Origin of the sequence: Acinetobacter sp. KS-LM10 (assembly GCF_036896575.1) — a bacterium.
Taxonomy (GTDB): Bacteria; Pseudomonadota; Gammaproteobacteria; order Pseudomonadales; family Moraxellaceae; genus Acinetobacter; species Acinetobacter avistercoris.
Map to the genome: position 1 here is coordinate 2,408,176 of NZ_CP145906.1, position 14,635 is coordinate 2,422,810.

At 36.7% G+C, this 14,635-nt stretch carries 14 protein-coding genes; 7 read left to right on the forward strand and 7 right to left on the reverse strand.

Translation table 11 applies throughout. The features are described from left to right. Positions 1–24: 24 nt before the first annotated feature. The 4 genes from V5M36_RS10975 to V5M36_RS10990 all read left to right on the forward strand — a co-directional run bounded on the left by V5M36_RS10975 (position 25) and on the right by V5M36_RS10990 (position 2,296). Positions 25–801, forward strand: coding sequence for a TrmH family RNA methyltransferase (locus tag V5M36_RS10975; RefSeq protein WP_338564160.1), 777 nt, complete (start codon positions 25–27; stop codon positions 799–801). 158 nt (positions 802–959) lie between these two features. Then, entirely contained in the window at positions 960–1,580 is a 621-nt protein-coding gene (locus V5M36_RS10980) for an RNA polymerase sigma factor (RefSeq protein ID WP_338564162.1), read from the forward strand. Next, positions 1,570–1,896, forward strand: a complete 327-nt coding sequence (locus V5M36_RS10985; protein WP_338558910.1) for a hypothetical protein — start codon at positions 1,570–1,572, stop codon at positions 1,894–1,896. The genes V5M36_RS10980 and V5M36_RS10985 overlap by 11 nt, the downstream gene beginning before the upstream one ends. Then, positions 1,886–2,296: a DUF3106 domain-containing protein gene (locus V5M36_RS10990; protein WP_338558912.1), complete on the forward strand. Its 411-nt coding sequence runs from the start codon at positions 1,886–1,888 to the stop codon at positions 2,294–2,296. Before V5M36_RS10985 ends, V5M36_RS10990 begins: the two co-directional genes overlap by 11 nt. 252 nt (positions 2,297–2,548) lie before the next feature. Here the strand turns inward: V5M36_RS10990 and rnk are convergent, their stop codons facing one another. Together rnk and glyA are read right to left on the reverse strand one after the other, a co-directional pair. Then, positions 2,549–2,953, reverse strand: coding sequence for a nucleoside diphosphate kinase regulator (rnk, locus tag V5M36_RS10995; protein ID WP_338558915.1), 405 nt, complete (start codon positions 2,951–2,953; stop codon positions 2,549–2,551). 179 nt (positions 2,954–3,132) lie between these two features. Beyond that, on the reverse strand, positions 3,133–4,383 hold the full coding sequence (gene glyA, locus V5M36_RS11000; RefSeq protein ID WP_338558917.1) for a serine hydroxymethyltransferase: 1,251 nt from the start codon (positions 4,381–4,383) through the stop codon (positions 3,133–3,135). 1,936 nt (positions 4,384–6,319) lie between these two features. On the opposite strand from glyA, the gene V5M36_RS11005 reads away from it, so the two are divergent. Further along, positions 6,320–7,432, forward strand: coding sequence for a transglycosylase SLT domain-containing protein (locus V5M36_RS11005; protein ID WP_338558919.1), 1,113 nt, complete (start codon positions 6,320–6,322; stop codon positions 7,430–7,432). A gap of 133 nt (positions 7,433–7,565) precedes the next feature. On the opposite strand, the gene V5M36_RS11010 is transcribed toward V5M36_RS11005, so the two are convergent. Both V5M36_RS11010 and ttcA read right to left on the reverse strand, forming a co-directional pair. Further along, entirely contained in the window at positions 7,566–7,949 is a 384-nt protein-coding gene (locus V5M36_RS11010; protein WP_338558921.1) for an SCP2 sterol-binding domain-containing protein, read from the reverse strand. Between the two features lie 360 nt (positions 7,950–8,309). Further along, the gene (gene ttcA / locus V5M36_RS11015; RefSeq protein WP_338558923.1) at positions 8,310–9,230 is read right to left on the reverse strand and encodes a tRNA 2-thiocytidine(32) synthetase TtcA; all 921 of its coding nucleotides are present in this window, start codon (positions 9,228–9,230) and stop codon (positions 8,310–8,312) included. Between the two features lie 495 nt (positions 9,231–9,725). Here ttcA and V5M36_RS11020 point away from each other — a divergent pair, with 495 nt between their 5' ends. Together V5M36_RS11020 and htpX are read left to right on the forward strand one after the other, a co-directional pair. Continuing rightward, a complete protein-coding gene (locus tag V5M36_RS11020; protein WP_338558925.1) occupies positions 9,726–10,601 on the forward strand; it encodes a lytic transglycosylase domain-containing protein in 876 nt (291 codons plus the stop codon). Positions 10,602–10,724: 123 nt separating this feature from the next. Further along, positions 10,725–11,630 carry a protease HtpX gene (gene htpX / locus V5M36_RS11025; RefSeq protein ID WP_338558928.1) on the forward strand — a complete coding sequence of 302 codons (906 nt, stop codon included), beginning with the start codon at positions 10,725–10,727 and terminating at the stop codon, positions 11,628–11,630. Between the two features lie 190 nt (positions 11,631–11,820). Here htpX and V5M36_RS11030 read toward each other — a convergent pair whose 3' ends face one another. The 3 genes from V5M36_RS11030 to mgtE form a co-directional block, all read right to left on the reverse strand. Next, positions 11,821–12,192, reverse strand: coding sequence for a hypothetical protein (locus V5M36_RS11030; protein ID WP_338558930.1), 372 nt, complete (start codon positions 12,190–12,192; stop codon positions 11,821–11,823). Positions 12,193–12,247: 55 nt separating this feature from the next. Further along, complete coding sequence (locus tag V5M36_RS11035) at positions 12,248–12,820, reverse strand: DUF4112 domain-containing protein (protein WP_338558933.1); 573 nt, start codon at positions 12,818–12,820, stop codon at positions 12,248–12,250. A gap of 101 nt (positions 12,821–12,921) precedes the next feature. Continuing rightward, the gene (gene mgtE, locus V5M36_RS11040; RefSeq protein WP_338558936.1) at positions 12,922–14,271 is read right to left on the reverse strand and encodes a magnesium transporter; all 1,350 of its coding nucleotides are present in this window, start codon (positions 14,269–14,271) and stop codon (positions 12,922–12,924) included. Positions 14,272–14,635: the final 364 nt, after the last annotated feature.

A 14,635-nucleotide genomic window follows, 5' to 3' on the forward strand; every position in this document is an offset into this window, starting at 1 on the left:
TCTACGCTCATGGACAAATCTCCCATGGCAATGATTTATTTAGAATCAAAAGACAACCCTAAACTTAAGCACTTACGTGGCTTAATTGAGCAAAATACTTATCGTAAAAAGCAAGGTCAAACCGTGCTTGAAGGTACGCATTTGTGCTTAGCTTGGTTGGAAAAAAAACGTCAAATCACGTCCATTTTCACCACTGAAAAAGCAATTGAGCATCCAGATTTTGACAAGATCGCTGAGCATTACTTAGGTACAGTCTTTATTATCGGTGAAAGCTTATATAAAGAACTCAGTACTTTAGGTACAAGTTTGGCATGCCTTGCAGTTGTTGATATTCCATCATCGACACAATCATTAGACTTTTCTGCAGACACCTTGATTCTTGAAAATATTCAAGACCCAGGTAATGTTGGAACACTTCTACGTTCTGCTGCTGCAGCAGGCATCAAACAAATCGCATGTACAAAAGGATCAGCATCACTTTGGTCTCCTCGCGTACTTCGTGCGGGCATGGGTGCACACTTCGCATTAAACACTTATGAAAATGTCTCTATTGAAGACTTATTGACTAAGTTTACTATTCCAGTTTTTGTGACCAGTTCACATGAGCCTGAGAGTATTTATTCTAAAGACTTAACTCAGCCATGTGCTTGGGTATTAGGAAATGAAGGATCAGGTGTATCTGAATTTGCATTAGCCAACGCTGCTGCAATTACAATCCCTCAGCCAGGTGGCCAAGAGTCTTTAAATGTAGCTGCAGCTGGTTCAATTTGCTTCTTTGAAATGGTGCGTCAACGCATCTGATTCGTTCATTAAAGGTAACGATTTCGCTTTAAATTATAAAAATCCTTTAAACTGCTAAAAATAATTGTATAAATTGTCAACCTATCATTATTTTTAACGTTATATAGATAACGATTAATAATAATGGTGGGTACCCAATGACGGGATTTTCCATCTCTATGGATTTAGCACCGAAACATGCACAGTCTGAAGACGCAAGTGTTCTATTGAGCACAGCTGAACAACGCCTGAAATTTTTCATGCAGGATGTGACGGGTCGAGCCCTAGTGATGATGGAAAGTGCGACTCAAGGCCATAATGGTATCGCTATGGACTTAGTCCAAGAGGCCTTTATATCCCTTCATAAATCCTATGCGGCCAAATCAACCGCAGAATGGTATCCCCTTTTCTATACAATCTTAAATAACAAGTTACAAGATTGGCGACGTAAGGAAGCACGTCGACCATTCCCAATGTCGTTATTTAAAAAAACGAATCTTGATTCAGATGACGAGGAAGTCATCGAAATTGTAGACGAAAACAGTCCAAATCCATTACAGTTTCTTGCACAGGAAGTCGCCATTGAGGAAATTCAAGCCTCTATAGCCAAGCTCCCTGCTCGTCAACAACAAGCTTTTATGCTTCGTGCATGGGAAGGCTTTGATACACAAACGACGGCAAGTATTATGGACTGTTCAGAAGGAAGTGTAAAAACCCATTATCATCGAGCGATACAGGGTCTAAGAAACTCACTTTCTCATTTAAATCCACATCTAGAGGGATCATCTGATGAAGAATGATGACTTCGCTAAACAAGTGACCAATAAACTGGATCATCTGGCACGCCATCACCGCAATAAAGCAGTTGTGATGGAAAATGTGCTGGATCGTATTCAAGAAAAATCCTTGTTTTCAAGCTTTATGACTTGGAAAATCACAGGCTTTGCTCTTGCAGCGGCCATTGCTAGTTTTGTCATTTTACCCAATGCTTTAGACTTAAATGAACAACCCAACAATCAACAAGTTATCGTAAGCCCTAAACTTTCTCCACAAATGATGGAAGATTTAGAAATGCTTTCTGTATTTGGTGAGGTAAAAACTGCTCATGGCAGCTAGAACTATTGTCTTAGCATTATGTGCTGTCGGTTTCTTGCAAACAAGTTTTGCAGGATATGAACGTTTTTGGATTTTTTCCAAAGATGCGAAAACTCAAGTCAATGAAACATGGGATGCCCTGTCAGAGACAGAACAGGAAGCACTGATAAAACGTTATCAAAATTTAAAAGAAATCCCTGCTGAACAAACCACTGCCTTACAACAACGTATGGATTGGTTCACGCAACTTCCTGAGCCCGAAAAGCTAAAAATGCGTGAAGTTTGGCAGCAAATGAGTTCAACTGAACGTAATGAAATGCGAAAAAAAATGTCCGATGCGACGACTCAAGAACAACGTATGCAAATTCGCGAGCACTATTTAATCAAATACGTGCCTGAAACGACCAGCGTTAATAAATAATCCAACTGTTTTATCTCTTACTCATTATCTTTTATTATTAATTAAGCTCATTTGATTTTAGATTAAATCAATTGGGCTTTTATTGCTTGCTTAAAAAAATTTAATTGTTTCGAATTGGATTCTTGTTTCAATCTGTATTTTAATATTTAGGACAGTCATCAATATTTAGAACTTTCTTTTCAAGACTTTGAACCATGTTAATGCCCCAATGTCATCATTTTCAGACATTGGGCTATTTAATTTTGTCTTGAACTAGAGATAGTTACCTTCACGTTCTGGTTGATAAATCACTTTTTCAATTTTCACCTTCATTAAATCACCATTCGGTTGTGGCCATTCAATGTGTTGCCCTTCAGCTAAGCCTAATATTGCGGCACCAATAGGTGCAATCACATTGACTTGTCCAGGTTCACCTTTAAAGTCGTGCGGATAAACCAGCGTAATTTGAATTGGCTCGACTGACGGAGCAACCGTTATACTTACTTTGGCATTCATCGTCACAATATTTTCAGGCACATCCTGCGGTTTAACCACATCTGCGCGTGCCAATTCATCTTCCAAATGTTTCATGGTCGGCGTTAACTTCATCTGATGATCTAACATTGTTTCCAAGCGTTTAAGATCTTGTTCAGAAATAATAATTTGTGATGTTGCCATTTATCGTTTTACCTTATTTGTTGATTCATATTCTCTTGATGATTAAGCTGAATCAAATATTCAATTTCTAAATCTAATATACTTATATCAGAAATGAGATGCATAAATGACTTGTTATTTAATTTTATTAAAGACTAAAAAAAGCCCTCAAAAATGAGGGCTTTTTTTAAGTGAACCGCTTATGCATAAACTGGGAATTTAGCACAAACCGTTTCAACTTTTGCCTTCACCGTATTAATTACAGCTTCATCGCCTTTCGCATCTAAAATATCTGCGATCCAACCTGCCAAATCACGTACTTCAGCTTCACCGAAACCGCGAGTTGTTACCGCTGGTGTACCCACACGAATACCAGACGTTACAAACGGAGAACGCGGATCGTTTGGTACAGAGTTTTTATTCACAGTAATGTGAGCAGCACCTAACCAAGCATCTGCCTCTTTACCTGTAATGTCTTGTTTAATTAAAGACAATAAGAATAAATGGTTTTCAGTCCCACCAGAAACAACATCATAACCACGTGCGATTAATACTTCAGCCATCGCCTTCGCATTTACAACCACTTGTTTTTGATATTCTTTATATTCAGGAGCCATCGCTTCTTTAAAACAAATTGCCTTCGCAGCAATCGCGTGAACTAATGGTCCACCTTGATTACCTGGGAATACTGCAGATTGAAGCTTTTTCTCAATTTCTTCATTTGCTTTCGCAAGGATCAAACCTGAACGAGGACCACGAAGTGTTTTATGCGTCGTAGTTGTCGTTACGTCAGCGATTTGTACTGGGCTTGGGTAAACACCAGCAGCCACTAAACCAGCAACGTGAGCCATATCTACGAATAAGTAAGCACCAACTTTATCCGCGATATCACGGAAACGCTGCCAATCTACAATTTGGCTATACGCAGAGAAACCCGCAACGATCATACGTGGCTTATGCTCTACAGCTAAACGTTCAACTTCTTCATAATCGATTTCGCCAGTTTCAGTGTTTAAACCATACTGAATAGCATTATATGTTTTACCAGAAAAACTTACTTTAGAACCGTGAGTCAAATGCCCACCGTGCGCTAAGCTCATACCCAGTACTGTATCACCTGGGTTAAGAAGTGCCAAGTAAACAGCTGAATTTGCTTGAGAACCTGCATGAGGTTGAACGTTAGCATAGTCAGCACCAAAGAGTTCTTTAGCACGATCAATCGCTAATTGCTCAATCACGTCTACGTATTCACAACCACCATAATAACGCTTTCCTGGATAGCCTTCTGCATATTTATTGGTAAGTTTAGAACCTTGCGCTTCCATTACTGCTGGTGAGCAATAGTTTTCAGAAGCAATTAACTCGATGTGCGCTTCTTGGCGTGCATCTTCATTGGTAATTGCTTTCGCGATTTCTGGATCAAATTCAGCTATTGAGATATTGGCAAACATTAGCGAGGTCCTATTAAATTAGGGCTTTTAAGCCGTGCTAAGATTGGCGCAATTGTAGCATGAAGTTTAATAATTTCGAGAGTGAACTTTACTCAGTTTGCATTAAAATTTCCTAGTATTGAAAAAAAACTTATGTTTTGTTCAATTTAAATATATGAGTTGAAATTAAAATTTCTAATGCATGCTTAAATCATTGAACGCTCTTAAAATAATTTTTAGATGAATACCTCAAGCAGATTTGAGTCTTTTTACCAATTTATGACTCAAATATTTTACTGAATTCGCATATAAAATAATCTTAAACATCATTTCAATTTTACTAAACTCAAGCATTTATCCTTGTCTGTAGGAGTCGTATGATCAAAGTTTAAATCAAGGATTTTACCATCTAAAAATTTGAATACTTAAAAGAAATAATCGATTTAAGCAAAATACTTTAAGTCAATTTCCAATAGATTTTTAAAAATCTATAACAGCATCCTTAAATTGATCACTCCTATGGTTGCTTAATTCAGGTCAACATTTTTAGTTCAATGTCTTTTGCTTTTATGTTTTTGCTAAATTTTTTCATCTTAATCTTTTTTACTTCTGAGTCTTTCAACGCTAAATTTTAGTGCCTGATCTCTTTCTTTAATAGTCACCATAAAAACAGTCACAACAAACCCAAGAGCACGATTAAATCGTTATCACTAAACTCGTAAAAAATGGTCTACCGATTGAAAAAATTATCGAAAACTTAAAGAAAATCTATATATACCTTTATCGTTAAATCTTGAATTAGCAACTGCTACTAGATGACTCAAAGATTGAGTATCACGATCTGGATTCAAACGATATTCAGAATTTTATATTCTTCATTTAAATAGAATTTTTATTTAATACGCGACTATCTATATAGCTTCATAAATTATGCTTAAAATATTTGCAAAGAATTTTTAATCCAAGAGTTTTGGCTCTTCATATCTGTATTCGATGTATCACCTCAACAAGATAATGAGCACTATCCTTATTATAACAAAATAACCTTTCATTCCATAATAACAATCACATCTTCCATAACAACAACCAATTTTCGTTCATCAAGCAGCAATATAATAAGTGAAGAGAAAACCCATCATGCATTTAAATGATCATTTGAATAAAAAAATCCTTGGGCTGAAATAAATTGATTTGCAATCATGCCTTCACACTCAAAAAGAATTTTAGAAGTAGGCAATAGTGATGCTGAATTTTTATGCAAAGAACGACCAACGATGAAAACGAGAATTCATTTAGTTTAAATTGACTTTCAATGCAGAAATGATTTGAAATCTTCGAATAATGAGACATAAAAAACCAAAATTCGATTGCCCTCCTCGGCATATGAGAATATTTAGAATTATGATTAATTAGCTTGTTTTTTAAACATCGAATTCAAGTCAGAGACGCATCTGCTTGTTACAAAAAATTCCAAAAAAATTAGTGACCAAATCACTATTTTAAAATTTATTTTTAAGTATTTTATCTTAATTTTTTAGAAACTTAGTTTTTATTTACACAGTGATGATCATCTAAAATTACTTGAATTATTCCTTTAAAAATTCATGTTTTTAGTTACATATTGGTCACATTTCGAAGCAATTTATGCCTAATTTATACAGATAAAAATAATATAATTTATTTAATCAAGTTAAATCAAAAACTTAAATGCTCATTTTAAATTATTTTTTGTGCAAAATTTGACATTGTTAAATTTCGTTATTATTATGCGCACATGTTTTAGTTTGATTACTTTTTGTACGAAGACGTTGTCTTCATCTTTTTTCCATCCACACATGTCATCTTGAATGACGTACATGACGCCCACTCTTATTGAATTTATTCACTTTAAATTAAAGATTTAAAGCAGTACTGCTTTTGCTTTTTTTGGGCATAAATTACTTGTAGCGGAGACAACATGCACAGTAGTTCTACTTCTGGTACGAGGCTTAGCCTACGACCTTTTACTCCCTCTCTCCTATTTAAAGCACTGGTTTTCGCTACAGCATTCATCCCTTTCCACGCGATCAATGCAACAAAGACCAATCAGTATAACACTGTCGTAAATACAAACACCTTAACTGTCGTTGCTGTTTCTAATCCAACTGTTGTATTTAAAGATGGAAACTTCAAGCATGGGTTTGGTTATGACTTAGTCAGCAGCTATGCACAAAGTCTTAATGTAAAATTAAAATTTAAAACTGTTCCAAATAATGAAGCAGCTTTAAAAATGGTTCAGCAAGGTAAAGCCAATTTTGCTATGACCACAGCTTCAATACAGACGATTGAAGCTAAACAACTTACTGGATTTTCGGCCACGTGTGGCGAATTTAGTAGCTTAGAAAAGAACGGATTAAACCCTGATATCAACTGGGTATTTAAGCGTGCAGAAGATCCACTGACAGAAACAGCGAGTGGTTTCGTTTGTCAAAGTAAGCAAAATGGTGCCATTCAACAAATGGCTTCTTTCTATAACCGCAATGTCGTGAAAAAAAGTGATTGGACTATTATCCAACGTAATTTGACTTCACGCCTACCCGTTTATAAAGCAAGCTTTCAAAAATCAGCGAAACAGTACAATTTAGATTGGCACTTTTTGGCTGCGATTGGTTATCAAGAGTCTTTTTTGAAGCCAGATTCAGTATCACCGACCGGTGTTCGTGGCATTATGATGCTCACCAATAATACTGCTCAAGCCATGGGCGTTTCTAATCGTGTTGATCCTGATCAGAGTATTCAAGGCGGGGCTAAGTATTTTGACCTGATGATGTCTAAATACAGCCATATTCCTGTGCAAGATCGTTATTGGTATGCTTTGGTGGCTTATAACATGGGCCCTGGTGCAACAGATGGCATTATGAAACGTTTAAAAGCACAAGGTAAGGATCCTAATGATTGGATTCAACTTTATGACTTTCTTAATCGCAATCAGTCCAGCAATAGCCGATATAAGCAAGCTGTACAGTATGTAACGAGAATACGCGCTTATCTCGAACATATTAAATCGACACCGAAGTTACAAAGTATTTAATCTGATTGCTTATCTTTTATCGCTTTAATTTTGTCTTTTTAATTTAATCGCATTAAATGAACGATTTTAAATTTAACTTGATCAAGTTAAATAAAAAAAAGCTTACCTTTTGGTAAGCTTTTTTTTAAAAGTATTAAGTCGTTTGCTCTAATACTTTTTTGAATAAATCTTTTTGCTCTTGGCTCGGCTTTGCAGTTTGTAAAGCCATCAATTGAGACATGTCGCCTTGGACTTTGATTTTACCTGTCATAAATGCTTGCATTGCCGCAGCCATATCAAATTCCAAGAAAACTTTACGAAGCGTGTCAGCATCTAAGTTCAATGTCGTTTTTGCATTTGCAGAAGCACCTTTCTGAATTTTACCACCATCCAATGATAATTCAGTTGTACCTTCACCACCTGTTACGACCAAATTCAAAGCAAGATTAGATAAAGACGCAGGTAGATTTAAATCACCAGCCTCAGCAGTTAATTTATCAACATTTGCAAACCAATCATCAGTTAAAAAAGCAGGCATGTTCTTTCCTCAATGTATTATTCAATTTATTGCGTTACCTATCCAAGATAACAGCATTGTGAGCATCTAGCTTCTAAATTGTTATAGCATGATAATTTCGAAAAGCCATACGTTTTTTTGTACTCTACGTTCAATTTTTTAAATAAATATTTCATTTGCTTAAAAAGCGATAAATTTAGGTTCATTACCTTATTTGTCAATGCTTTATTACAACTCTGAACATGATCGTCTTGGTAGAAAAAATCAACCCATCACTATCTCCAAGATTAATTTAAAGACTTGAACGCATGAGTTAAAGTCTACGAAATATTCAAATCATAAAAAAGCACTCAAATGAGTGCTTTTTTATTTCACGATATATTATTCAACAGCAAAACCTAAATTCACCATATTAATACGTTTAGTTTGTAGTTCTTCAGCCGTCGCATCACTTTCAGTAAAATCAAATGTACGTTGTTGATCGAGTGCTTCAAAATCAAATAATTCACGATCTGCTAATTGTGATGGTGAAACGTTTTGCATTGCGCCAAAAATACTGTGTAAGCGCTTCGGATGTTCTTTATCCCAGGCACGTAACATGTCATTGATAATCGCACGCTGTAAATTTTCCTGAGATCCACACAAGTTGCATGGAATAATCGGGAAATTGCGCATTTCCGCATATTTAATAATATCTTTTTCTTCAACATAGGATAAAGGGCGGATCAAAATATTCTTTTTGTCAGATGACAATAATTTCGGTGGCATTGCTTTTAAGCTTCCGCCATGAAATAGATTTAAGAAGAACGTTGCCATGATATCGTCGCGGTGGTGACCCAAAGCGACCTTGGTTGCACCAATCTCTTGTGCAAAACCATATAACGAACCACGGCGCAGACGTGAGCATACAGCGCAATAAGTTTTGCCTTCAGGCGTCAACTTCTTGGTGATGCTATAGGTGTCCTTTTCCAAGATATAATAAGGAATGTTATTTTCTTCTAAATAACGCGGTAAAACATCTTCAGGGAAGCCTGGTTGCTTTTGATCTAAATTGACCGCCACAACGTCAAATTTGACTGGTGAAATTCGTTTAAATTGTAACAAGATATCCAGCATGGTGTAACTGTCTTTACCACCAGACACACAGACCATGACTTTATCGCCTTCCTCAATCATTTTAAAATCACGAATTGCGTGACCCACCTGACGACGAAGTTTTTTCAACAAACGATAATATGCAGAGCTCGTAGGAGGTTCTGGCTTAAAATTAAACCCTTGATTGGATTCAACTGGCGAGTACATAGACGACATTAACCATAAAAAAAAAACTGCTTAATTTTATCTGATTCGTTAATGAATCGCATCTAAAGAATTTTTATTTTTAAAAAGTTTTATTTCTTTTCATCTTTCTGTCTTATTCACACATTAAAAATGGACGCTTGCGTTCAATTTTTAACCCAAGTGCTTATCTTTTGGACTTTTCCACAGTTTTCCACAAAACCTGTGGATAAAATTGTGGACTTAATAGGGCTTGACAAACTTTTACCGAGGCTAGATGGGCCTTCTCTTTAAATTGATCATTTTTTAACCACCGTTTATAGTTTATATTTATCAATGACTTATGCATGTCAACTGATTAAAAATAAATAAAAATAAATATTTTTTTTGGATAATAACCCAACAAATTAGACTTGCTTTTTTGCAAATCTATTGTTAAAAAACATTACATAGTATTTAATGAACATATTCTTTGTTAATCTACTTTTTTACATCGTACGAGCTGAATTTAAAAAAATAATGAAAAAATTGATGACGTTTAAATGGATTTATTTTTTGGGGTGCGTAAACGTTCTTGTCGTTTCACCGCAGATTTTGGCAGGTCAAACGATTTATCAATTAAAAGATCAAAATGGCACAACGCTATTGACCAATAAAAAAGGACATTACAGTCATTTAAAAGTCGAAAAGAAAACCTACTATCCTGACAGTAATATTCATAGTTATAGCAACTGGGGTAAAACAGAAGCGTCCGTTCTACCGAGTCAGAATCAAAATAAAAATGCTTTTGACCATTATATTCGTCAAGCAGCTCAAACGCATGGGATTTCCGAAGGTTTAATCAAAGCTGTCATGCATACCGAATCTGGTTTTAATATCAACGCGCGTTCTCCAGTGGGTGCTCAAGGTTTAATGCAACTCATGCCAGCCACAGCAAAACGCTTTAATGTCAGTAATGCCTATGATCCACAACAAAATATATTTGCAGGCGCAAAATATCTCGCTTGGCTGCTCAAACGTTTTAATGGCGACACTCATTTAGCATTGGCTGGATACAATGCGGGTGAAGGTAATGTCGCTAAATATGGAGGTATCCCGCCTTTTCGTGAAACTCAAGACTATGTAAAGCGCGTGACCAGTCGTTTTCACAACTTATATGCTACTGGCCTCAATAGTTTAAATGCATCAAGTTCAAACAATACGCAAGTGATCGCTCAATCTGCCAATTACTCAACGAGTGAAAATAATTTAGATCAAGTAAAAGAGTCCAATACACCTAAATATTCGCAAAGACAAATCATTATTGCCGCTGATGGTCGTTATACAGATGCGCCGTCTAGTTCTTATTCAACCTCTCATGCGACAGCCTCTGCAAAAATTTATATTTCGAATTAATCAAACTTTTTGATATTTATTTGCATTTATACCTTGAATTTTTCAAGTTGAGAACGCATATTTAATGCTGTGTTTTTTAATTCAAAAATCATATCAATTTTTACTTATAAGAGGATTTTCTCGATGATGCGGATTGGTTTGTTCTTGCTTACCAACCTCGCGGTACTGGTGGTAGCTGGCATAATCTTGTCACTCTTCGGTGTCGGTAGTTACCATGGCGCGGGTGGCTTGAATCTTGGCAACTTATTGGTCATCTGTTTTGTCTTCGGTATGGTGGGATCAATGATCTCCCTACTTATGTCGAAGTGGATGGCAAAAAAGACCACAGGTACAGAGTTAATAGATCCAAATGCCCCACGTAATCAAGCAGAAGCATGGTTATTACAAGAGGTTGCTCAACTTGCTCAGCGTTCAGGAATTAAAATGCCTGAAGTGGGTATTTTCCCTTCATACCAATCCAATGCCTTTGCAACAGGTTGGAATAAGAATGACGCGTTAGTCGCTGTTTCTACGGGTCTACTTGAGCGTATGAACAAAGATGAACTACGCGCGGTACTTGCTCACGAAATTGGTCACGTTGCCAATGGTGACATGGTGACACTTGCATTGGTGCAAGGTGTCGTCAACGCCTTCGTGATGTTCTTCGCTCGTGTCGTCGGTGATTTTATTGACCGTAATGTGTTTGGTCGTGAAGAAGGTGAAGCACCAGGTTGGAGCTACTTCCTCATTACTATCGCTTTAGATATTGTATTTGGGATCTTGGCCTCTGCGATCGTGATGTGGTTCTCTCGCTATCGTGAATACCGTGCAGATGAAGCTGGCGCTCGTTTGGCTGGTAAAGACGCGATGATCAATGCATTACTTCGTTTACAAAGCGAATCTGAAATGCCTGATCAAATGCCTAAAGAAATGAAAGCATTTGCTATTTCGGCAGGTAAAGAAGAAGGTTTTAGTCTTGCAGCCTTATTCCAAACCCACCCTACGATTGAACAACGTGTTGCAGCTTTACGTCAACTTGATTGTCGTTAAGCAATTAGCGATTTAGTTGATTAGATTCGTTAATCAAAGCGGTTAATCAATTCAGTTAATTAAAGCACTTTATTAAATCTGTTGATTCAACTGTGATTCAAAAAAAGCCTTCAGTATTGAAGGCTTTTTCTTTTCTAGATTTATCAATTCATCGTCTGTAGATCTTATTCATTACTTAATCGTCATTGGATCATTGAGTCGAAGGCATCTCTTGTATACAACGCAATAAGTTTCCATTGATATCCACGATATGAAATATACGAATGTCATCCAACTGCTCGATCGCAGTCATTTTTGCGACTGGAAATAAAGACCAATTCAACTCTGACCAATACTCAAAATATTCTTCGATATTCTCTACTCGTATACAGGCACTATGCCAAGAGTTTTGAGCATCAAGCTCAGGATGATGAAAAAACTCCAGCAACATCTCATCTAATTTTAGAATCATCCATTCGGCAGAATGAAAGACCGTAGAAAATCCTAAAAAATGATAAAATTTTTCTGTTTCAGTAAAATCGATTGCAGGTAAGTTCGCCGTTATGCTGCCTTTAAAGTGCATCAGTCTTGTCTACCTATTTTTTAAGTTTTAAGTTTTAAGTTTTAAGTTTTAAGCGTTATTGCTGAAACCACTGCCACAACCAACTACCTCCCATCCAAATGGCAAAAGCAAAAATCGCAAGAAATATAAGGCCGAGAATATCTGGAATATGAAGCCAAATCCAAGCCACGACAGAATTTCTCCAAAAAGCGGAGTTCTGCTGTTTCTTTTCTAATTTTTCATGTAGAAATGGATGAACCACGTGATGGTCAGTCTTGATGTCGTATTCTTCACGAATATGATCATGTACTACTGCTAAAGCCTTACGACTTGGACGAATAAAGATATCAAAGATCGTGCCTGCAACAGGAATAAAACCAACAACTGCATCCATGACAGCCAATTTAATCACGCCATTTAACTTGTCTTGTGGAACACCAATTTGTCTCGCTTTAACGACGGCATAACAGGTTAAAACAAAGCCAGCAATATCACCAGCGACAGGAATCGTACTCAATGCTGCATCTGCGCCCACCCCTTGTTTAGTGAATGGAATACGCACGACTGAATCCATCATATTGGCAAATTTCGCCAAATCACGTTCAAGTTGAATCACTTCAGTTTGAGTGAGTTTATTTTTTTGGGTCATAATAATTTTCACTACATCGATCACTGTTTTTAACGGGTTTGCATCACTAAATCAATATACTTTTAATGTTTACTGATCTTTTAACAATGAAAATATAATCACTAGGTTAAATTGAGTAAGAGTTTTGATGCAATGAATAAATAAATGATTACCCCCGTCGCATCACAAATCGACGTCACCAAAGGCGCTGATGCACTCGCTGGATCAAGTCCTAGTTTATTCAAGATAAACGGCAAACTCATTCCAATTAAGCACCCCATCATCACAATGCCCATCATACTCAGCGCTAGCACCAAGGCCACCATTTCATCGCCCCGAAAAAAGCCCAATAAAGACACTGCAAATGCCATCGTAGCGCCTAAGCATAAAGCCACTAAGCTTTCTCGCCCCAATAATTTAAACCAGTCTTTTGCATATACATCCCCTGTTGCCATAGCACGTACCATGAGTGTTGCGGATTGTGAACCTGCATTACCGCCACTTCCCACCAACAACGGCAGAAAAAACACCAATACGATATTGGCTGCGATAATTTCTTCAAAGTGGGCAATGCCGACACCTGACAGCAGACTACCAAAGACTAAAATCACCAGCCAAAAAACCCGCTGCCGATATAAGGACAATATAGGCGCTGATTTCAAACTGAGATTTGAACTTGACTCAACCGCACTTCCCTTTAAAAAATCTTCGGTAAACTCTTCCTCTAGGACATCCATGACATCGTCATAAGTCACTATTCCCAAAAGATGATCCTGATGATCGACAATCGGCAAAGCAATGAAATCATAGTGATTTAATACCTTGGCGGTATCTTCCTGATCTTCATCGACACGCCCAACCACCAAGTCGGTACTCATAATTTCTGCGATCGTGGTATCAGGCTCAGATTGAATAATTTGTCTGAGTGAAACAACCCCTTCTAATTTTTTTTCTGCATTGGTGATGTAAATAAGATATAAAGTTTCACGATCAGGTGCGAGACGCCGTAGCTGTTCAATCGCTTGCTGCATCGTAAGTTCAGGTGACATGGTCACAAAGTCTGAACTCATAATTGACCCAGCAGATTGTTCTGGATAGGTGATTAAATTTCTAATTTGATCTTGTTTATCTCGATTTAGGCGAGCAAAAACCTGTTGTTGCATGCTTAGAGGTAACGCTTTATAAAGATCTGTTCGCTCATCCGAATGCATATCTGAAATTAATTCAGTCAATTGCGTTGCATCCATTTTATCGGATAAAGCCAGTTGCTGACTCAGTGGAAAAAACTCAAAAACATACGCAGACTGAGGAATAATCTTTAAAATTTTACTTTGCTGTTCGATGGTCAATTTCTGAATATGCAAAGCCAAGGTTGCAGCATTGGTTTTATCAGTGATCGCTAAAAGACCAGATATATCTTGTTGTTCTAATGCAGAAATTATATTTTTCTGTAGGATATCCTGAGCAGACATTTTAACCTCTTATATTCATTATCATGTATGACCAAACCCAATTCTAATGGGTCTTTGAATGGATCTTTGAATAGACCGCTGAGAAGATGAGATCATCTAAATTTAATCTCAGCTTATAATTATTAGCTGCTCTAATAAAAACTTTACTCATCTGACTTTCTAAATAAACTTTAATAATAATCAATTAGATTTAATAACAATCGATTAGACTTCTTTCAAAATTTAGTATTCACACAACACACTCATTATGCCTATTTCCTCATCCTAAGCTTCTTCCAAAGGGATAAGGTATTTTTATATCTCAATATATTGCCAATCAATTAAAGGAGAAGAGGCTCAATAAATTAAAAAATCAAAGAACAAA

Bases quoted from the DNA above. Each gene is read 5' to 3' on its own strand.
- V5M36_RS10975 (WP_338564160.1), top strand. From the start codon at position 25: ATGGCAATGATTTATTTAGAATCAAAAGACAACCCTAAACTTAAGCAC.
- V5M36_RS11010 (WP_338558921.1), bottom strand. From the start codon at position 7,949: ATGCCTGCTTTTTTAACTGATGATTGGTTTGCAAATGTTGATAAATTA.
- V5M36_RS10985 (WP_338558910.1), top strand. From the start codon at position 1,570: ATGAAGAATGATGACTTCGCTAAACAAGTGACCAATAAACTGGATCAT.
- V5M36_RS11005 (WP_338558919.1), top strand. From the start codon at position 6,320: ATGCACAGTAGTTCTACTTCTGGTACGAGGCTTAGCCTACGACCTTTT.
- rnk (WP_338558915.1), bottom strand. From the start codon at position 2,953: ATGGCAACATCACAAATTATTATTTCTGAACAAGATCTTAAACGCTTG.
- ttcA (WP_338558923.1), bottom strand. From the start codon at position 9,230: ATGTACTCGCCAGTTGAATCCAATCAAGGGTTTAATTTTAAGCCAGAA.
- V5M36_RS11030 (WP_338558930.1), bottom strand. From the start codon at position 12,192: ATGCACTTTAAAGGCAGCATAACGGCGAACTTACCTGCAATCGATTTT.
- V5M36_RS11020 (WP_338558925.1), top strand. From the start codon at position 9,726: ATGAAAAAATTGATGACGTTTAAATGGATTTATTTTTTGGGGTGCGTA.
- V5M36_RS10990 (WP_338558912.1), top strand. From the start codon at position 1,886: ATGGCAGCTAGAACTATTGTCTTAGCATTATGTGCTGTCGGTTTCTTG.
- mgtE (WP_338558936.1), bottom strand. From the start codon at position 14,271: ATGTCTGCTCAGGATATCCTACAGAAAAATATAATTTCTGCATTAGAA.
- htpX (WP_338558928.1), top strand. From the start codon at position 10,725: ATGATGCGGATTGGTTTGTTCTTGCTTACCAACCTCGCGGTACTGGTG.
- V5M36_RS11035 (WP_338558933.1), bottom strand. From the start codon at position 12,820: ATGACCCAAAAAAATAAACTCACTCAAACTGAAGTGATTCAACTTGAA.
- glyA (WP_338558917.1), bottom strand. From the start codon at position 4,383: ATGTTTGCCAATATCTCAATAGCTGAATTTGATCCAGAAATCGCGAAA.
- V5M36_RS10980 (WP_338564162.1), top strand. From the start codon at position 960: ATGGATTTAGCACCGAAACATGCACAGTCTGAAGACGCAAGTGTTCTA.